Raw genomic sequence first — 17,917 nt, 5'->3', positions numbered from 1 at the left:
ACTAAACTCACAGTGACTAATTATTAATTATTAATTATTAATTGCCTATTGGTATCCTTTATTTTGTGTAAACTCTCCTTTATTCGTTACCGCGTTCAGTTGCTTTTGCGGTATAGGACGCAAGGTATCATCTGGCGATACAGGCACCGCATCCGGATTCATGGTTCTTACACGGTCAATCAATTTGCCAGTGCGTTTTAAATCGAACCAACGCAATTGTTCGCCGCCAAGTTCTCTTGCTCTTTCATCCAAAATAAAATCCAGATTTACCTGGGCTGATGCAATCACCATATCGTTTGTATGCCCCGGCAGTGCAGCTCTCTTTCTTACTACATTTAGGAAATAAGCCGCTGAATCGAGATCGCCCTGTTTGTATTTTGCTTCTGCAGCAACCAAGTACATTTCCGCCAGGCGAATTACAAATACATCTCTTGCACTTTGAGCTTCCGCCAGGCTTGCACGGGTTGAATCTTTGAACTTGGAAAGAGAAACATAGAACTTGTTTTGCAATGATGCTCCATTGGCTTTGTACACTTGCGTAACATCGTACACTTTATATTTTTTTGATGCAATATCTTTTACGGTGTCTGGAGTGGCATAGCACACAGTATCACCCACTTTAAATCCGCCACCTGCTTTGTTGGCTCTCCATAGCGACTGGAAAGAGCCTTCGTAACGTGAATCAAAATTTCTATTAAACATTTTAAGGTAAGCCAGGGTTGGCATGTAACGGTTGAAAGGACGACCATTAGGAATGTCACGAATCAATGCTGCAGTGTTCACCTGGTCGTACACCATTAAATACAAGAGGTGGTCGCTGTTTGAACCACGCGAGTGACCTTGTGGATACGCATTAGTTGCGAGATCATTAAGTGTTAAGTTTGTTGAATAGTCAACGGACCAGATCACTTCTTTGTTTTTCAGGTTGCCCATGTTCCACAAATCAACGTAGTTGCTGAGCAAAGAAAATCCATAATTTTTTATCACATCATTTGCCAGAGCAGCAGCCTCGGCATTCATACCACGGGTCAGATACATCCTTGCCAAAAATGCTTTGGCAGCTGGAATTGTTACCCGACCATAATCGCTGGTAGTTGCCGGAAGGTTAGCTACAGCAAATTGCAGGTCAGTAAATATCTGGCGATAGAAAGTATCAACAGGAGTGCGATTGGCGGTTGTTACAACACCTACAGTTGGTGCAGTGGTAAAGTTTACGCCGCCCCATGTTTCTACTATGTGCCAATAATAAAACGCACGAAGAAAACGCAATTCACCTTCTCTCATTTTTTTCTGTGCATCGGTATAATCCGTCACCGCGTTGACACCTGCAATACCAGTATTACACAAGTTGATCGCCGCATAGAAATTATCCCACAACAAACTAAGCGACGCGGTATTACTACCCACCGAATGCAAATTGAGGTATTGCGTTAATTGTGGATACACATCACCACTTCCGCTTGTCCAGATGTCGGTGCCCATTTCAGAAACACTTACGCCTTCTTCTTTTCCGTACCAAAAGCGGTCGTAACTGTAAGCAGCATTTACCAGGGTTTCAAAACCGATGGCATTGGTGTACATATTTGCAGGCGTGATTCCGCTGGGGTTGTATTCGTTCAGCTTTTTATTGCACGCCGAAATGATAACGGTCAGTGCAACGAAGTATATATATAGATGATTCTTTTTCATCTGTTTATTTTTTATTTTATTTTGGTCAGATGCCCGCCTGACTGACCTTGTCGGGCAGGGAATTCGCACGAACAATCACGTCTTGAGTGACAAAATTGTTATTATGCTCATTTCATAATTGACTTCTTAAATGGTTTACAGATCAATATTCAAACCTCCTAAAATCAGTTTTGTCAACGGTCTTTCGAATGAACCGCTTCCTTCCGGATCGTAGTCTTTAACTTTAGACATTGTGAAGTAATTCTTCGCGCTTACATAAAAACGCAGTGAGCTAACATGCATTTTATTGCTAACTGTAGCTGGTAGTGTGTAACCCAAAGTCATACTTCTTATCTTCAGGAAGGAACCATCTTTGTATCCAAGTGTTGTTGCATATGGCAATGCAGCTCTGGATATTTTTGAGTTTGGTCTTGGGTAGTCGTTTGTTGCATTCTCTGGTGTCCAGTAATCAACAACAGCGCCATTCTCAATTGCGTTTGGTTCGAATTTGTTCGCGTAGTCAGAAACAAATGTTTGTCCTACTCTCGCAACTATGAAAATATTAAAATCAAAGCCTTTGTATTTCAAATCGTTTCCAAAACCAAAGGTGTATTTCGGCACTGCAGATCCTACAACTTTTTTGTCATAGTTAAAATCAATCTTACCATCGGGTTCACCCTTAGGACCGCTAAGATCACGCACCTTAATATCACCAGGATTGGAGCCGTACTTCGCAGCATCTGCAGCTTCTGATGTTTGCCAAATACCTATCTTTTCATAGTCCCAAAATGATTTCACCGGGTAACCAATAATAAGGCTGTTCGCGATATCACTTTGTCCGTCTACCAGATCAACAATTCTTTCTTTGTTGTGCGTAAAAGTTAAAGTTGATGACCATGAGAAATTTTTGTTCTCAATGTTCACACTAGTCAAACCAATTTCAAAACCAGTGTTGCGTGTTTTACCAACATTCTGTGTGATAAGCGAATATCCTGAAGTTGTTGGCAAAGTTCTGTTTAACAAAAGATCATGTGTTCTTGAATCATAGAAGTCAAATGTTCCCAGCAACCTGTTTTTAAAGAATCCATAATCAAGCCCAATATTAAGCGTATTGGTCAGCTCCCATTTCAAATTTGGATTTCCTGCGCGAGGACTAAAGCCATAAGCAAGTGTACTTTTATCGTTGTATTGATAAGGAATGAGCGCTAATAAACTCTGCGTTGCATATGGAGCCACAGCATAGTTGCCGGCCACACCATAACTGGCTCTCAATTTAAGTTCTGAGAAAATATGCTGAGCTTTCATGAAGTCTTCATCAATTATGCGCCAGCCAGCAGCAACAGAAGGGAAATAGGCCCATTTATTTCCTTCTGACAAAATGGAAGAACCGTCTGCGCGTACAGTTGCTGTCAGTAAATATTTTCCTGCATAGCTGTAGTTCAAACGAAATGCACCGGAAATTAAATTACTACCAACGTAACTGCTTGAGACGAGAAGATTGGCCGGATTGTTCTGCAAAGCGTAATAAGACTGGCTGGGAAGCAATTGCCCTGTTCCCTCTGCCCTTGAACTATCCAGCTTGTTAGCAATATAGCTGGTTACGCCTGTAAGTTCAAAATTGTGTTTATTGATTTTTTTCTGATAAGTAATAATGTTCTCCCAGATAAGATCTGTGCCCAATGCATTTGAAACTCTTGATAAAGAACCGGAAGACAATGCACGATCAATGGTATTGGCACTTTCAAAGAATCCGTTGCGTGAGTTATTGTTGGTAATACCCAAATTTGAACGGATAGTAAGCCCCTGCAGCGGTTTCCATTCTGCGTACGCTGTTGAAAGAATGCGTGTGGTATTGGTTTCGTTAATGTATGCACCAGGTACCTCTTCCATCAATGGATTGAATTGCGCACCATTGCCGGGATATTTTGCCAGCGTTCCATCGTCATTATATGGTGTGTAGTATGGCAATACTTTGTTTGCAACTGTTAGTACACCATCTTGCCTTGAGTTTCCTTTATAGTAGGTCAACTGGCTTTCCAGTCCTACTTTAAATGTTTTCGCCAGCATTTGTTCAATGTTCAGGCGAACTGCGTATCTGTTGTTATAGTCGTTGGAAAGAATACCTGTTTCTCTCAAGTAGTCAACAGAGAAGTACACTTTTGTTCTCTCGCTGCCACCGGCAACGCCAATGTTATAGTCCTGTTGGGAACCATTGTGTATCAAATATCCTGGCCAGTATGTAGATACGCCGTTTCTTACAGCCGCCAGTTCTGATGCACTTGTAAACACAAGCGAGTCATCAGCAGGTGATTTCCATATACCTGCTGTGCGGTACGCCTGGCGTTTAAGATCAGCGAATTCCGGGCCTGTCATTGGTTTAGGATAACCGGCCACTTTGCTTTGCCCGTAATATGCGCCCGCACTAATACGAGGCTTTCCGCTGGTACCTCTTTTAGTACTGATGATGATAACACCGTTTGCACCCTTTGCACCAAAAATGGCGGTTGAAGATGCATCCTTTAAAACCTCCATTGACTGTATGTCATTGGGATTGATATCCTGGTAACTGGAATATTGAATACCATCTACAATAAACAATGGATTGTTCTGCGCTTGAATCGAACGGTTACCGCGAACAGTGATGTTCACGCCCGCACCTGCAGCACCGCTTGTCCTTACGATATCAACACCCGGCATTTTACCCTGCACACTTTCCATCACGTTGTTGCCGGCCACTTTTTTAACTTCATCACCCTTGATAGAGACTACGGCACCGGTAAGATCTTTTTTCCTCACCTGTCCGTAACCCACTACCACCACTTGTTCCAATTCTTTCTTGTTAGTGGCGAGTGACACATTGATGGTGGCTCTGCCACCAACCACTACTTCCTGCGCATCATAACCAATAAATGAAAAAACAAGCACTGAATTGTTTTCTGCATTGATGGAATACAAGCCTTGCAAATTGGTGGAAACACCTTTTTTCTGGCCTTTTACCATAACAGAAACGTTAGCGAGCGCCTCGCCTTTGTCGTCAGTTACTTTACCCGTAATAATACCCAGTGGATGATTTGAATCTAAATTTGTTACGACAGCATTCAAATGCCGCCTCAATTCAATGGATGGCGAAGCCAATGACACCAAAGGCACGCATGCAGCCAACAAGATGGCGCCTTTTCTTAGGAGAGGATTTGTATTACACAAATGCTCCCGGGCAATCGTTAGTAATGGTTTCATAATAGTAATTGTTGTGGTATGTATTTAAAACGCTTAAGTCAATTTGTAGAGTTCTCTTATCTCATCAAAACAGAATTGGAAAAAACGACGGAAGACAAACGGGGACGGAGGAGAAATAATAATCCCAGTGTACTTTGGCTGGAATTTATTTCATTGCAAAGGTTATGACGGCTAAGTCGACGACCTAGGTCTGATGAAGAAATTTTCATTTGGCAAACGTTATTTGATCCGCAGCTAAAAATACCAAAATCAAATCTTTGCACTAAGTGATGAGCGATATATTTGTACGCAAACGTTCCCGAGAAAAGTGGTGAGTTGTGAGTTTTAAGTTGTGAGTTGGCACCCCGAACAGGCTTACAATTCCTTCGCCTGTTGGCTTAACACAAAGGCTGGCCCTTCCGCTGGCAAAGCCAACAGGTATGAATTCGGTGCACCAGAAGTTTACTTATTCCGTGCACAGTCAATTGTTTATACTTCAGAGCTTACGGCTCTTATCTTTCACCACTCAATATTCTTCATTCCCTACTCAAAACTCATCACTCTCAACTCATCACTAAATGCTATTTTGCAGCCCATTAGCTCAACCCAACATTACTTTTGACGACATGAAGACGAATTCATTATCTACGAAACCGCACTATGCCATACTGGATGGCTTACGCGGTGTTGCGGCACTGATGGTAGTTGCTTTTCACCTTTGCGAAGCGCACGCCACCAGTCACCAGGATCAGATCATTAACCACGGCTACCTTGCCGTAGATTTTTTCTTTTTGCTTTCAGGCTTTGTTATAGGATATGCCTATGACGACAGATGGGGCAAAATGACAATTGGCAATTTTTTCAAACGCCGACTTATAAGGCTGCAACCAATGGTTGTCATGGGATCAATCATCGGCGCGGTTTGTTATTATTTTCAGTCGTCTGGCGTATTTCCTATAATAGGACAAACACCGGTATGGCAAATGCTGCTTATAATGGTGATAGGTTGCACAATGTTACCCATCCCTCCTTCTATGGATATCCGCGGTTGGGCAGAAACATACCCACTCAATGGCCCAGCCTGGTCATTGTTCTATGAATATGTGGTCAATATCTTTTATGCGCTTGTCGCAAGAAAGCTGTCAAAGACTGTGCTTTCTATACTTGTCATTTTATCTGCGGGAGCGTTGATACACCTTGCGGTAAACCAGGGTGACGTTATCGGCGGCTGGTCGCTGAATGCTGAGCAAATGCGTATTGGCTTTTGCAGAGTGATGTTTCCGTTCTTTGGTGGCTTGCTATTGTTTAGGATTGCCAAACTGCGCAATATAAAAAATGCATTTGTGTGGAGCAGCCTCCTGACCATTATTGTTCTCGCGGCTCCAAGAATTGGCACCACTGAAAACTTGTGGATGAATGGCCTGTACGATTCGTTAAGCATTGTTTTGATTTTCCCACTTATCATTTTCTTAGGTGCAAGTGGAGAAATACAAAGCGCTGTGGGAAAGAAAATATGCAAGTTCCTGGGCGACATTTCTTACCCAATTTACATTACTCACTATCCGCTTATTTACACTTACACGGCGTGGGTTTTCGATAAAAAAATACCCTTGAAAGAGGCATACCCAATTACAATATTGGTGTTCATTGCTGCAGTCGCGATTGCTTACGCTTGCTTAAAATGGTACGACGAGCCTGTTAGGGCATGGTTGAACAAGCGAGCCAAAGCGCCGGTTAAAGTCAAACATGAAAGTGAGGTAGAAGCGAAATAGCAAGAGCTTAATGCTAAACGCCTAACGCTTAACGCAGGCTCGCTTGCGTTAAGCGTTAGGCGTTTAGCATTAAGCATTCCAAATTAAACTAGCTTTGTTCCCATGAACGCAGGCACCATTTTACAAAGCACATCTCTTCTTGATGATACCATTTTCGAAGATGTTTCTATACTCATCACGGAGCATAACGAAAAAGGTGCCATGGGTTTTGTGATCAACAAATTATTTGATCGAAAACTCAATGAGCTGGAAGAATTCAAACACGTTATTCCCTTCCCTCTGCATGATGGCGGCCCTGTGGACCGCGAACATCTTTTCTTCATCCATCAACGACCGGACTTAATAAAAGACGGTACCCTCATCTCTGATAATACTTACCTCGGTGGAGATTTCAAAACTGCTGTGCAACTCATCAATGATCGAACTATCACAGGAAAAGAAATCAAAATTTTCATCGGCTACTGTGGTTGGGATGCAAATGACCTTGAGGCTGAACTTGCGGAAGGAGGCTGGGTGCGTGCAGAGATGAAAAGGTTGTTTGCATAGCTTTATGGGACTTTGTCTGCCAATCCATCTTCGCTTTTAATTATCTCCTTGAACTTCATTAACCTGTCACCAATGAAAAACACGTCTGGCCGTTTATTGAAGTTTTCTGTATTCGTTCTTCGATTGTCTATGCTTAAATTATAATGCTCTAAAAGCTTTGCAAAGCTTTCTCTCCCCCCATAGGAACCTACCTGAAGCGATTCAGTTATTTCAAAATGCGCAATTCTTTCAACATCTTCACTTGCGTCAACTTCGAGACAATCCATCATCAATTTTTCGACACATGGAAATATGCCTTCCGTAGAATCACCATACCGGCCAAAATAGCAGCCACTCACAAGATCTTCTATCGTCGGTTTCCGGTCTTCCAGATAATCGAACAGTGTAAGATCGTAGAACCTATTGAATTTTTCAGAAATAAAAACCGCCAGATATTTCCCGCCGCCGCAATGAATGCTTAAGCAATCTCCTTTTCTGTACTTCACCAGCTTACCTTTTACTTTGTCAGGCGAACCGGGTTTCAGGTAACTATATTTTGGCGATGACATTACACTTTTACTGAACTCTCCTTTACGAAACGTACCGATCTTATTAAACTCCATCACCCTTTTAAATTCGTCGTTCCAAATACAAAATTCGTTTACTCCAATCATCTCTTCAATATGAAGCATCAGCTCCTGCTTCATACGGGTAAAAGAATCTTTCCGTGTTTTTGAAAAATAAAAAACATCCTGATTAAAAAAACTACTAAGTTCAGCTTCTACAAGTTCACGTCTAAAATCTTCCTTTACTCCACAATAGGCCCATTCGCCCCCCGCATGTTCAATCCACTCAACTTTGCCTATTGACTTTTTATTTGCTTCGTAAATGAGTCTCGATTCCATTTGTTTCTTTATGCATTGAAGATAGCAACTTCCCTAACAATGTGTACGAGTCTCCGAGTATCGAGAATTCAAATTTCCTTTTCCAGCAAAAAATTTCTAAGTTCAACTTCAGTTAGTCATCACACAACACAAGCTCCGCATGAGAAAACTATCGATATTATTCATCATGGCATTATTGCCTTTCGCTATTTTTTGCCAGCAGATAACCCGTATAGAACCCTCGAATTGGTGGACAGGCATGAAATACAATACCGTTACTATTCTCGTATATGGAAACAGCATTGCAGAACTGACGCCCTCTTTTATCTACAACGATGTTGAATTAGTAAACACGGAAAAAGTTGAAAACAAGAACTATTTATTTGTTACGATAAAAATTGGCCCAAACGCAAAAGCGGGGAACATACAAATCAACTTTTCCAAAAACAGCAAAACGGTTTTATCAAAATCATTTCCATTATTGAAACGCGAAAACGGCAGCGCCAACAGACCGAGCTTTACACCTAAAGACGCAATCTTTCTTATTGTTCCGGACAGATTTTCAAACGGAGATGCAAAGAACGATGTCATTTCATACATGAATGAAAATACGGTGGACAGAAATGATGAAAACAAACGACATGGCGGCGACATCCAGGGAATCATCAATCATTTGGATTACATTAAATCACTCGGCTTTACGCAAATCTGGAATACGCCTCTGATAGAAAATGACCAACCTCTTTACTCCTATCATGGCTATGCAGCGACGGATTTTTACAAAATCGATGCACGTTTTGGCACTAACGAACAGTTCAAACTAATGGTAAAGGAAGCCAATAAAAGAGGCATAGGTGTTATTTGGGATGTGGTGTTAAATCATTGCGGCAATCAATATTATTTTATCAAGGATCTGCCTTTAAAAGATTGGATACATTATCCTGACTCAAGAACACGCACGAATCATTTGAAAACGACCATCACCGATCCTTATGCCACTGAAATTGACAAGCAGGAATATACAGACGGCTGGTTCGATGATCACATGCCGGATCTTAATCAACGAAATCCACTGATGGCAAAATACCTGATACAAAACACCATCTGGTGGATCGAATATGCAGGCATTTCTGGACTTAGGGAAGATACTTGGTCCTATAGCGATAAAGATTTTCTGGCAACATGGTCAAAAGCAATTCTTGATGAATATCCCAACATGAACATGACCGGCGAAGAAATGACAAAGCAGGTGTACATGACTTCATACTGGCAAAAAGATAAAGCAAATTCGGACGGTTATCAATGCTATTTACCGGCCTTGATGGACTTTTCATTAAACGACAACATCATCTCCTCCTTTAACTCAAGTAATGAATGGTTTTCTACATGGAGAGATACTTATCAAAGTATTGCGCAGGATTATTTGTTTCCGCACCCTGACAACATTCTGATCTTTCCCGACAACCACGACGTTGACAGATTTTATTCCCGGCTGAATAAGAATTTCGCTAACTGGAAATTAGGCATTGCCATGTATATGACGATGCGCGGCATCCCAGAGTTTTTATATGGAACTGAAGTTTTAATGACGAACGAAAGACCGGGCAGCGACGGTCAAAGACGCGGAGATTTTTACGGAGGCTGGATATCTGATACAAAGGACGCAAAAACAGGTGCGGGACTTACAAGCGAAGAAAAAGACGCTCAGCAATATTTTTCCAAACTATTGAATTGGCGCAAAACATGTACTGCAGTTGCCAACGGCAAATTCAAACATTATGCTCCGCAAAAAAATGACGTGTACGTTTACTTTCGCTATACAGGGAACAAAAAGGTGATGGTAGTTCTGAATAAAAACAAAGAGACTGTTGTTCTTGATTTGAAACGCTACGAAGAAATGATTCCGGCTACATTCAAAGCGAAAGATATCGTCACGGACGAACCCATCTCTGTTGACAATACCCTGGAAGTAAAAGCAAAGACGGCGATGATTTTGGAAATAGAATAGGATTGGCACACGGATGACACGGATTAGACGGATTTACACGGATTTTTCAAGGTGAATGATTGAAATTGAGGAGAGTAAGTTTCATCTTGATTCTCAATTATGCTGTTATTCAATTATTCAACAATTATCCGTGTAAATCCGTCTAATCCGTGCCATCCGTGTGCCAAAAACACCATTACATTTTCTGCAAACCCTCCATATAGTGCTCGATCTCCTTCCTTAATGTGCTTATTAAAATTGCCTTTTGTGCTTCATCACCTTCTGCTCTGAAGAAAATGTGCAGGCTTGAAACGCCCTCTCCTTCCGTTGCCGCATGAACCGCAAGCGTGTTCTCCGTTATAGATGCAGGAACCGGATCGGTAATCTTTAGCACGATGAATTTGTACTCTGGCTGATATTGCGTCACTTCATCTTTTCTTTTGCTGCCATCGGCAAAAGTGATCTCTCTTTTCAAATTCTGCGTTTCCCCTTTTGCATCGATGGAGGTAATGTAACCATTGCTTATCGTCGCCCATTTCGCAGGGTCTTTAATAGCATCCCACAACGCGGGAACAGGTTTATTGAATTTAACAGTCGTATCAAAATCCCAGGTCTGTTTTTGCGCCGATTGCATCTGCGCAAACGAAGAAGCATTGGTAGCTACGCAAAAAAACACTATCAACAAATATTTATACTTCATTAGAATTAAGTTTTTATTTCCGTTGGCGAAAGCGCAATTACAATGAACCGATCACAACAACGTGAATGTAACGGCACGTCGGTCGTACGGGAGACGCGTTCAACGCGTCTCTACGAAGTCCCGAATCATGTTACGTTTAGGGCGAATGCAATTCGCCCCTGCCATTTTCAATTATCAACTTTCAATTTTCAATTCTCAACTACCCTGCAAAACCTTCTCGATTTCTTTTGCTGAATCAGCTGAAAAACCAGTGTATTTGCTTACAATTTTACCCTGTTTGTCAATCAGGTATATGGTTGGAATACCCGAGAAAAGAAAGTTCTTCATCGTTGCATTCTTATCAGGACTTAACAATTGCTTCCATGGCATGCCTTCTTCCTCCATGGCTTTCGCCCACGCCTTTTTACTGTCATCTATTGAAACACTCACAATATCAAGGCCTTTGTCTTTGTATTTTTCATACAACTCCTTCACTTTCGGAATTGCCTGTCTGCACGGACCGCACCAGCTTGCCCAGAAATCTATCAGCACATACTTTCCTTTATATTGTTCAAGTCCCTGCATTACACCATTATTATCAGGGTAAGAAATCGCCGGAACAGGCATTCCAGGTTTAAGCGAATTTGCTTTAGCCATTTTATCTTCCATGTCTGCCTTCATCTGTGCGCCATCTTTGAACCATGGGTAACGTTTATTTAAATCAGCAAGAATGGGCATGATAATGTCCTGGTCTTTTTCCCAGTTCAACATGCCAAGTCCATACACTACCACAGGGCGATTACGGTAGGCATGTATCAACACTTTTATTCTGTCTTTAAAATCCTCGCTGAGTACCTTATAAGGATCTTTGTTTTTAAGATAACCCGACCACGCAGAGTCTCCCGCTTTATCTGCGTAATACATTTCTTTGCTATCTGCAATCATTGATTGATAATTGCGGTAAACAATGTGATCAACAAGATTGATGAAATTGTTGTCTGCCGAACCTTCTACAAAAATGTACGGAGGATTTTTGACTTTAATTTTTGCAGTATCATACCCTCTGCAGTTGATCGTCATCGATGAATCTGTATACACCGTTACCCTATCCCATTTGATGATGTCAACAGTATATATACTTGGCACGGTCGCATCTACTTTCAACTGCCAGGTTCCATCAGCTGCGACATCTGCAGAGTCGTATGTTATTTTATCCCAACCTTTGCTTTTGGTCAGCCATACTTTGTTTAAATGAGTCTGAGGAGCCGGGTTTGTAAACTGAACTTTTCCTTTAATAATAATGTACTTCTTCGCAACTTTCTTTTGCGCCTGTAACGCGCTGATGGCAAGCAACGCACCAGCAACCACTAAGAGCTTTTTCATTTTGTTTATTTTGAACTTTAAATTTGTATTTATTGAAACATTGAGGCAAAGCAAGTTCCGCAGCGGGATTTGTATCTCACTGACAATCACTACTGCAGCTTAAACGCGATTTCTTCTAGGCTTTCTTTACCACTAAGACACAAAGGACACTAAGTTTCACTAAGAGATTCCTTTAACTACACTATCACTAAGAGCTAACTCAGCTACACCTATTAATTATTAATTATTAATTACCAATAGCTTTCTTCCCCGCGTCAATAAACTTATCCGCTTCCTGGTAGCCACCATCGCGGGATACCAGTTTGCCATCGCCATTGATGTAGAGGAAAGATGGGTAAGCATTCACGCTATACTTTTTTGCAAGTGCCGGGCCTTCGCCTTTTTCCATGTCGAGGCTCACATTGATGAAGTTTTTATTGTAGAAATCTGCTACTATATCCAGTGTAAATACATCTTTCGCCATCATGATGCAAGGTCTGCACCATTGCGTATAAGCATCGACAAATACGAGTTTATGCTCTTTTTTTGCCTGTGCCAGTACAGCGGCCCAGTTACTTTCAGTAAATGTGATGGATCGTTTGTTATCATTTTTAACTTTTGCCACAGCCATTGAACTGCGTGCTTTAGTCATCAATATACCAGGATCTTTTACTACACTACCTGCATTCGTAAAGTCCAACTGATCGCCGTTTCCAGCATAAAAAACATAAGCCGGATACATAAGCATAGCCAAATGTGGTGCAAACTTTTTACCTTCTTCAGTTGTCATGTTCATCTTAATGCTGATGCAGTGATCGTTGAAATAACGAACAACCGAATCTGTTGTAAAAACATCTTTGTCTGCCTGCAAATTATCCGGCCTGGGCGTTGCCATTTGAACGTCAACGAAAACAACTTTGTTATATTTTTTCGCTTTTGCTACAGCTTCATCAAAACTTATGTTTTGAAAACGAACAGAGTCCTGAGCAAACAAGCTATTCGCAGACACAAATATCAAACCTGCGAGCATAAGGGCCCGATCAAAAAATTTCATACACTTCATTTTTTGTTTTTAAATGGAATCAAATTGTTAAGAGTAAAGAGCAACTACGGAGCGTATCCTGTATTTTGTTTTATAAGACCATTAGAAATATCAATTTCACTTTGTGGTATTGGCAATACTTTTTTCGCGTCAGGCAAGTCAGGTAACTGCAAAGGTTTTCCTGTGCGCATCAAATCGTAGCGATAGAAACCTTCGAAAGCCAGTTCAAATTTCCGTTGCTGCAATATTTTTTCAATCAATGCATTGGCATCCGAAAAATCAGCACTGTTAAAGGGTGTAGCATTTGGCAGAGAACGGCTTCTTATATTGTTGAGCAATGTTATTGCTTCAACATTTACACCTTGTGTTCTTGCCAATGCCTCTGCACGAATCAGCATTATTTCTGCCAATCGTATCACTGGAACATTGTCTCTGCTATTCTGATTGTTGAATTTGAATGTTGTGTAATCATTCAGCCGATCAGTGTTGTATATCTGGTCTCCTTTGAACATCAACTGACTCACACGCAAGTCGCCACTTTCAAATTCATTCATGAAATTTTTATTGATCCAGAATGCTCGTTTGTAGTAATAAGTGGAACCAACATTATTACTTACCGAAGTAGTTGTGCCTATCATCTGGCTCACAGGAAAAGCGAGTATGTGTTCCGTTGTAAGATTCTGTGTCGTTCCGGCAGCATTTTCAGGAAACAATTGCAAAAGATTATTAACGATCGAATAAGTGCCGGTTTCATCCAGCACAGCCTTCGCTGCATCCCCCGCTTCTTTGAACTTTCCCATGTACAAATAGCATCTTGCAAGCAGGGCGTTGGCGCCGCCCTTTGTAGCACGTGATCTTGTGTTGAGATCATTAGCTTGTTTCTCAGGTAGTATAGCGGCAGCCTCCGTAAGGTCTTTAATAATACTGTTGTAAATATCGCCGTTAGTAGAGCGAGGAATTACTTGTCCTGTTTTATAACCCTGGAACGGCGTTAATTGTAATGGCAATCCAAGACCATCCATTTTACCCGTTAAAGCGCCATCTCCATATAGTTTCAGCAATTCAAGATAGGCATAGGCACGAATGAATTTTGCCTCTGCTATATACTGATCTTCTTTTGCCTGTTCAAACTGACCGAAGCGCGGGATCTTATCAATCACGTTATTCGCAATGTTGACAGTTTGAAAATACTCCGTCCACATTCCAACCACGCTATAATCGGTGGGCAATGCCGTGCCAGTTACGTACGCATCGTAGTTAATGGCATGATTCATCGTGGTTGTGGTAAAGTCGCCGAACGTATAAGCAATGTATTGCGTGGCAGAGCCAAACAGATTATAGTAGCCTTCCATCAAAGCCTGCTCTGCACCGGTTGCCGTAGCAAACACATCCTTATCCACCAATGTATTCTCTGGTGATATGTCAAGCTTTTTATTGCAGGCAATTATTGACATTGCTGCGATAAAAAACAGTAAGGGAAATATTTTTTTTGTCATGGTTACTTCTCTTTAAAATCTACAATCCAACATTGAAACCAAGCTGGTACATTTTGTTTTGCGGCATTGTTATTTCATCATAACCCGATTGCAGTGCTGATGAACCAAATGCATTTACTTCAGGATCTAAGCCTGTGTACTTTGTTAGTGTAAACAGGTTGCTCGCTCTCGCAAATATTTGTATGGTTCGCACTGTATTTTTGGTGGCACGCATCAGCTTGTCAGTTCGTACGTTATACGCAAGCGACAATGTACGCAAACGCAGGTATGATGCATCTTCCAGAAAACGGCTTATCGTCCTGCTCGTGGTAAAATCTGATGTGCTTGATGCAGATCCCGGCGAGGTTGTTATAGACGCATTTGCCAGTTTTGGAATGGCCGTTGTGTGGCCGGGCACCAACCAATGATCAAGAATATCCGTTCCCAAATTCGCAGCATCCGCAGTAGCGTAAGTAAGCAATGTTGCCTTTGCACCGTTGATCATTTTTCCTCCATAAGAGAAAGAAAGAAATGCATTCAGCTCCCAATTCTTGTAGGTAAAAGTGTTTCCCAAACCACCAAAGAAGTCACGCAAACTGGTTCCGTATGGTTTTCTGAAATCATTTACATCATCTACTACTGCAAACAACGAAGCTGGTGGTATGGTAGAAACGCCGCCTTTATTATCGTTCCACAGCGGGTTACCCGTCATTGGATCTACGCCCTGCCATGTGTACAAAAAGAATTGGGCAGCAGGCTCTCCTTCTTTCATATACTTGTAGGCATCATTTGCAAGGCCCACTTCCTCACCGCCAAAATTGAGCTTAACAATTTTATTGGTGTTGCGTGAAATATTGAAATTAAGTGCCCATGAAAAATTCTTTCTTCTCATAACATCGCTGGTGATCGTTAACTCCAAGCCTTTGTTCATCATATCTCCAATGTTCTGCGGTTGCGATGTCCAGCCCTGGTACAAAGGAATAGCAGAGCTCAGGATCATATCTTTAATGCGGCGCTGATAATAATCAAACACAACGGTTAAGCGGCTGTCAAACAAAGTCGCATCCAAACCAATATCAACCGATCTCGTTCTCTCCCATTTAAGATTAGGATTATCTGGTTGTGCCATTTGCAAAATAGGCGTGCCCGCATATGTAATGTTATCGCTGTTGATCACGTATTGACCCTGGCTTCCATAATAAGATGTCGTGCTGTTGTTGCCTGAATAGCCAAGGCTTCCACGTACTTTAAGATCGGTGATCCATTTTACATCTTTAAGAAAAGACTCCTGCGATATACGCCAACCGGCAGAGAAGGAAGGAAATCCAACATACCTGTTGTTGCTTGCAAACCTTGATGAGCCGTCTATTCTATAAGTAATACCTGCCAGGTATTTATTCTCGAACTCATAATTGGCCCGGGCAAAATATGATACCAGCGCCCATTTCTGATTCAACGCAGAAGATACGTATCTGCGATTCGCCGCAGTTATGCTCTTAATGTTGTCATTGAAAAAACCGTAACCGCCAATGCCTGTAGTTGATTCATTTGACTGCTCATAGCTTTGGCCCACGATCGCATTGATGTAGTGCTTGCCATTGAAGGTTTTAAGAAAGTTGATGGTGTTGTTCACAACTATCTTCCGGTTGTTTGCAGTGCTTTGCACGGCATCATCGCCAAATCCACTTGGCAGCTTCACTCTTCTTGTGTAGGCATTGGAGCTGGTAAACTGCGTACCAAATTCAGAACGCAGACTAAGCCACGAGTAAGGTTTGTATTGCAAAAAGATATTTCCCAATGCATCAGAAACGTTCAATGTGTTCGTATTCAAATTCGCATCTGCCACAGGATTCGCATCCGGTTTACCGTAAGGATTGGTGCCAATGCCGTAGTAATAATTTCCGGTAGAATCTTTGATTGGAAGATTTGGCGCCTTTGTAATAGCAGCGCGATAAATGGCAGGGGCATTCATGGATGAGTTAGCAGAATAATTCATCGACATGTTCACGCCCAACGATATTGCTTTCGATGCCTGGTAGTTTACATTTACCCTTCCTGTATATCTTTTGTAATCGTTATTGATCACATAACTCGGTTGATCTGTGTATGACCCACTGATAAAGAATTGCGCCTTATCAGTTCCTCCGGCCATTGACACATCTGCCTGTTGTGTAAAGGCAGTGCGTGTTACTTCATCCTGCCAATTGGTATTGTAGGGCGAATTGAAAATTTTGTTTGCTCCTAACTCTTTGTAGTAAGTTGTATAAATGTCGTTGTATTGCGGACCATTGAGCAATGAATATTTGCCTATTGGTTGAACGGCACCCGCAGCATAGCGAACATTAAAAGATGTTTTTCCTTTATTGCCTTTCTTAGTAGTGATCAGAATTACACCTGCTGATCCACGTGAACCATATATTGACGTGGCATACGCATCTTTCAAAATTTCAATTGATTCAATATCCGCGGGGTTCAGAGAAGCGAGCGGATTGTTTTCAAATGATTGCTCCGGTGTAAGATTGTTGCTCACATTCACACCACCGAAACTTGCAGTAGCTGTTGTCGCATTTCTAAAACTGCTCGTGTTCGTATTCTTGCCGGAACCGTAAACGGGCATACCGTCAATAACGATCAATGGTTGGTTGCCATCAGGATTCAATGTACTTAAACCACGAATGGTAATGGCTGTCGCAGAGCCGGGCACACCTGAGCTTGACAACACATTTACACCAGCAGCTTTACCAGTGATAGCGTTATCAAAAGAAATGTCTGCCGCTTTGTTTAACTCAGCACCACTGATGGAAGTAATGGAGCCGGTGATGTTTCTTTTTCTTTCGTTACCATAACCCACCACTACAATTTCATTCATGTCCCTGCTGGCAGACAAAAGCCTGAGTGCATGGAAGGCGTCCTTGTTGCATGCTGCTTCAAGTTTTGCAAAACCAACGGCTGTTACAACAAGTGTATCTCCGGGTTGTACGACCAAATGAAACTTACCGTTTTCATCGCTTGTTGTGCCCTTCTTGGAACCCTTTACCCTGATGGAGGCGCCGGGAATAACCGTGCCATCTTTTTCAGAGTTAACAGTCCCCTCCACCTTGCGGGTAGAAGACTTTGTATCCTGTGCGTGCAACATGATGCTTATGCATGACATTGCAACGAGGCATACAATATGTTTACAAATGTGTTTACCTAAAGCCATACCGGGTGTATTGCTTAATGATTATTAAATAGAAATGCAGTTGAATATTGCTGATGGCGCTGGGAACGCCACCAGCAATATTTGTTTTAGTTCAGTTTTGTTTTA

Annotated in this window: 11 protein-coding genes; 3 read left to right on the top strand and 8 right to left on the bottom strand. The window is 41.7% G+C overall.

What is annotated here, in order from left to right; all coding sequences use genetic code 11:
• Positions 1–45: 45 nt before the first annotated feature.
• Positions 46–1,689, bottom strand: a complete 1,644-nt coding sequence (locus KTO63_RS10690) for a RagB/SusD family nutrient uptake outer membrane protein (protein WP_217791272.1) — start codon at positions 1,687–1,689, stop codon at positions 46–48.
• A gap of 135 nt (positions 1,690–1,824) precedes the next feature.
• Positions 1,825–4,905, bottom strand: coding sequence for a SusC/RagA family TonB-linked outer membrane protein (locus tag KTO63_RS10685; RefSeq protein WP_217791271.1), 3,081 nt, complete (start codon positions 4,903–4,905; stop codon positions 1,825–1,827).
• Positions 4,906–5,510: 605 nt separating this feature from the next.
• On the opposite strand from KTO63_RS10685, the gene KTO63_RS10680 reads away from it, so the two are divergent.
• Both KTO63_RS10680 and KTO63_RS10675 read left to right on the top strand, forming a co-directional pair.
• Entirely contained in the window at positions 5,511–6,656 is a 1,146-nt protein-coding gene (locus KTO63_RS10680; RefSeq protein WP_217791270.1) for an acyltransferase family protein, read from the top strand.
• A gap of 102 nt (positions 6,657–6,758) precedes the next feature.
• Positions 6,759–7,202, top strand: a complete 444-nt coding sequence (locus KTO63_RS10675) for a YqgE/AlgH family protein (RefSeq protein WP_217791269.1) — start codon at positions 6,759–6,761, stop codon at positions 7,200–7,202.
• A 2-nt stretch (positions 7,203–7,204) separates the two neighbouring features.
• On the opposite strand, the gene KTO63_RS10670 is transcribed toward KTO63_RS10675, so the two are convergent.
• Positions 7,205–8,086, bottom strand: a complete 882-nt coding sequence (locus KTO63_RS10670; RefSeq protein ID WP_217791268.1) for a hypothetical protein — start codon at positions 8,084–8,086, stop codon at positions 7,205–7,207.
• 139 nt (positions 8,087–8,225) lie between these two features.
• Between KTO63_RS10670 and KTO63_RS10665 the strand changes: the two genes are divergently transcribed.
• Positions 8,226–10,073, top strand: a complete 1,848-nt coding sequence (locus KTO63_RS10665; RefSeq protein WP_217791267.1) for a glycoside hydrolase family 13 protein — start codon at positions 8,226–8,228, stop codon at positions 10,071–10,073.
• A gap of 175 nt (positions 10,074–10,248) precedes the next feature.
• Here KTO63_RS10665 and KTO63_RS10660 read toward each other — a convergent pair whose 3' ends face one another.
• The 5 genes from KTO63_RS10660 to KTO63_RS10640 all read right to left on the bottom strand — a co-directional run bounded on the left by KTO63_RS10660 (position 10,249) and on the right by KTO63_RS10640 (position 17,812).
• Positions 10,249–10,752: an SRPBCC family protein gene (locus KTO63_RS10660; protein ID WP_217791266.1), complete on the bottom strand. Its 504-nt coding sequence runs from the start codon at positions 10,750–10,752 to the stop codon at positions 10,249–10,251.
• Positions 10,753–10,947: 195 nt separating this feature from the next.
• A complete protein-coding gene (locus KTO63_RS10655) occupies positions 10,948–12,114 on the bottom strand; it encodes a TlpA family protein disulfide reductase (RefSeq protein WP_217791265.1) in 1,167 nt (388 codons plus the stop codon).
• A 226-nt stretch (positions 12,115–12,340) separates the two neighbouring features.
• Positions 12,341–13,147 (bottom strand): thioredoxin family protein, encoded by an 807-nt coding sequence (locus KTO63_RS10650; RefSeq protein ID WP_217791264.1) that lies wholly within the window; start codon positions 13,145–13,147, stop codon positions 12,341–12,343.
• Positions 13,148–13,200: 53 nt separating this feature from the next.
• Entirely contained in the window at positions 13,201–14,631 is a 1,431-nt protein-coding gene (locus tag KTO63_RS10645; protein WP_217791263.1) for a RagB/SusD family nutrient uptake outer membrane protein, read from the bottom strand.
• Between the two features lie 19 nt (positions 14,632–14,650).
• A complete protein-coding gene (locus KTO63_RS10640; RefSeq protein ID WP_217791262.1) occupies positions 14,651–17,812 on the bottom strand; it encodes a SusC/RagA family TonB-linked outer membrane protein in 3,162 nt (1,053 codons plus the stop codon).
• Positions 17,813–17,917: the final 105 nt, after the last annotated feature.

Source organism: Pinibacter aurantiacus, assembly GCF_019130065.1.
GTDB classification, from domain to species: domain Bacteria; phylum Bacteroidota; class Bacteroidia; order Chitinophagales; family Chitinophagaceae; genus Pinibacter; species Pinibacter aurantiacus.
Note: the sequence above shows the minus strand (reverse complement) of the source record. Positions and strands in the feature narration are given on the sequence as shown.

Excerpts from the sequence above, each read along its gene's own strand:
- KTO63_RS10690 (WP_217791272.1), bottom strand. The coding sequence starts at position 1,689 with ATGAAAAAGAATCATCTATATATATACTTCGTTGCACTGACCGTTATC.
- KTO63_RS10685 (WP_217791271.1), bottom strand. The coding sequence starts at position 4,905 with ATGAAACCATTACTAACGATTGCCCGGGAGCATTTGTGTAATACAAAT.
- KTO63_RS10680 (WP_217791270.1), top strand. The coding sequence starts at position 5,511 with ATGAAGACGAATTCATTATCTACGAAACCGCACTATGCCATACTGGAT.
- KTO63_RS10675 (WP_217791269.1), top strand. The coding sequence starts at position 6,759 with ATGAACGCAGGCACCATTTTACAAAGCACATCTCTTCTTGATGATACC.
- KTO63_RS10670 (WP_217791268.1), bottom strand. The coding sequence starts at position 8,086 with ATGGAATCGAGACTCATTTACGAAGCAAATAAAAAGTCAATAGGCAAA.
- KTO63_RS10665 (WP_217791267.1), top strand. The coding sequence starts at position 8,226 with ATGAGAAAACTATCGATATTATTCATCATGGCATTATTGCCTTTCGCT.
- KTO63_RS10660 (WP_217791266.1), bottom strand. The coding sequence starts at position 10,752 with ATGAAGTATAAATATTTGTTGATAGTGTTTTTTTGCGTAGCTACCAAT.
- KTO63_RS10655 (WP_217791265.1), bottom strand. The coding sequence starts at position 12,114 with ATGAAAAAGCTCTTAGTGGTTGCTGGTGCGTTGCTTGCCATCAGCGCG.
- KTO63_RS10650 (WP_217791264.1), bottom strand. The coding sequence starts at position 13,147 with ATGAAATTTTTTGATCGGGCCCTTATGCTCGCAGGTTTGATATTTGTG.
- KTO63_RS10645 (WP_217791263.1), bottom strand. The coding sequence starts at position 14,631 with ATGACAAAAAAAATATTTCCCTTACTGTTTTTTATCGCAGCAATGTCA.
- KTO63_RS10640 (WP_217791262.1), bottom strand. The coding sequence starts at position 17,812 with ATGGCTTTAGGTAAACACATTTGTAAACATATTGTATGCCTCGTTGCA.